We start from the raw sequence: 1,627 nt of genomic DNA, 5'->3' as shown, positions 1-1,627 counted from the left end.
AAAAAAGAGGTAAATAGTGTCTCGGAATTTCTGGTGATGGAAATGGGCAGATTACCAAAAGATAACTGGAAATTAACGATGCCCAAAGTGAAATGCGGTAGATGTACCATTTTTTTAAAAAATGGACATAGCAAACAATATCACTTTTTAAAGAAGAAGCCGTTAGCTTGCTTGGGGGAAAATCAAAGATTTAAGTCCATCAAAGCTCTCCTTTTGGTGAAAATACCAAGCATCCATGTGTTGACACATCATAATGCCGTAGACACGGACGTACCACATTTTCGTCGAACGATGCCGTCCCGATTCTAGCTTGTAGTCGATCTTTTCGCGCTTGTTTGAACGCTCAATCGAAGAGCGACGTTTGTAAATCAAGGTCCACTTTTCCGAGTTACGGGATGTCTTAGTAAACAGCCGTCGATTGCCCAACTGATTAGTTTAGTAGGTACGACCGTACTTCGCATTGGAGCAAGGTGTGGTACATGAACAACGTTTACCACAAGAAAGTGGACATCTCCACTTATTGCGATGTCGTAGATGCTCATGACCGTTGGAATGCATCTCTAAGCCGATGGGGCAAATAGGAACACTATCATGAGCGGAATCCAACAGCATTTTATCCACCGTGCCTAAGGTAAAACGTTGCTTGAATTCAACTGAGCTGACGACGAGACTGACAGCATCATGCCTGGAAGCGGTCTGCAGTCTTGGATACAGTGGCAAATCGTAGTGACTGTCCGAAGCGGAAATCATGTAGAGATGATAACCGTTGAAGTATTTCTCTCGGGCGCTGTCCCAGCCCGCATTGCAGTCGGGTTGGGAGTAGATACGAGAATGGTTGCAATCAGCAAGGCCTTGGGCACGACAATTACACGTTGATTTACTTCGGGTATAAACCGAAGTGACGATGGGGGTTCCGTCACCTGCTACAGTAAGGGTATTCATGTCTCCAAGTAAACCAAGATTCGCTGAAATGGTAAGGATTTGAGTCTGAAAAAAGTGGAACAATCGATCGCTTGGTAAGTTCGACTTCTTGTCAGCGTGACGAATCATCCAATCGACCAGACGTTGAACTCTTCCCGGCGTGGTGGTCGGAGCTTTTTCACCCTTTTTGCCCTTCTTGGGTTTGCGCTTACGCTTCATTAGCTTTTTAGGTTTGATATGATATTATAATCATAATATATATTAAGAGGAGTCTCTTTACTGACCTGCGTTACAGTCGATAAGTTGTTTTATCAAAGGTGTTAAAAGATATAAAAGAGGTGGACTATTGAACCTCCCCCACCTAACTTCTTTAAGAACGAAAACAAGGAAAGTAATCTGGCGGCTAACGTACAATTAAACTTTATTGATTTATTTGAGGATGACTTAAAGGCCTATGATACACCTCATACAATGTTTAAGAACGGCTTTGCTTTACCGCTGGTGGCGGTAAATGGTGTTGTCCGTTTTTATGGCGGGATCAGCAACAACAAGATATACAATGAGGTTAAGAAGGGTTGCTAAGTTCGCCGTGAGTCTTTGTCTTTATATTTATAATTATTGTATATAAATACTAAAATATATTATAATATTATTAACTGATTGCTTATTAGGCAAATTATTAAAATAGGATTAGAGGGGTTTCTGT

At 41.5% G+C, this 1,627-nt stretch carries 2 protein-coding genes; one reads left to right on the top strand and one right to left on the bottom strand.

Annotated elements, in window-relative coordinates; genetic code table 11:
- Positions 1 to 309 (top strand): hypothetical protein (locus tag UF75_RS29725; RefSeq protein WP_207642510.1); only part of this gene is annotated, 309 nt, incomplete at its 5' end.
- Positions 310 to 435: 126 nt separating this feature from the next.
- Here UF75_RS29725 and UF75_RS29525 read toward each other — a convergent pair.
- Complete coding sequence (locus UF75_RS29525) at positions 436 to 1,050, bottom strand: hypothetical protein (protein WP_197079545.1); 615 nt, start codon at positions 1,048 to 1,050, stop codon at positions 436 to 438.
- Positions 1,051 to 1,627: the final 577 nt, after the last annotated feature.

This window comes from Desulfosporosinus sp. I2 (genome assembly GCF_000960765.1).
Taxonomy (GTDB): Bacteria; Bacillota; Desulfitobacteriia; order Desulfitobacteriales; family Desulfitobacteriaceae; genus Desulfosporosinus.
The sequence above is the reverse complement of the archived record's forward strand: the minus strand, read 5'-3'. Positions and strand labels throughout refer to the sequence as shown.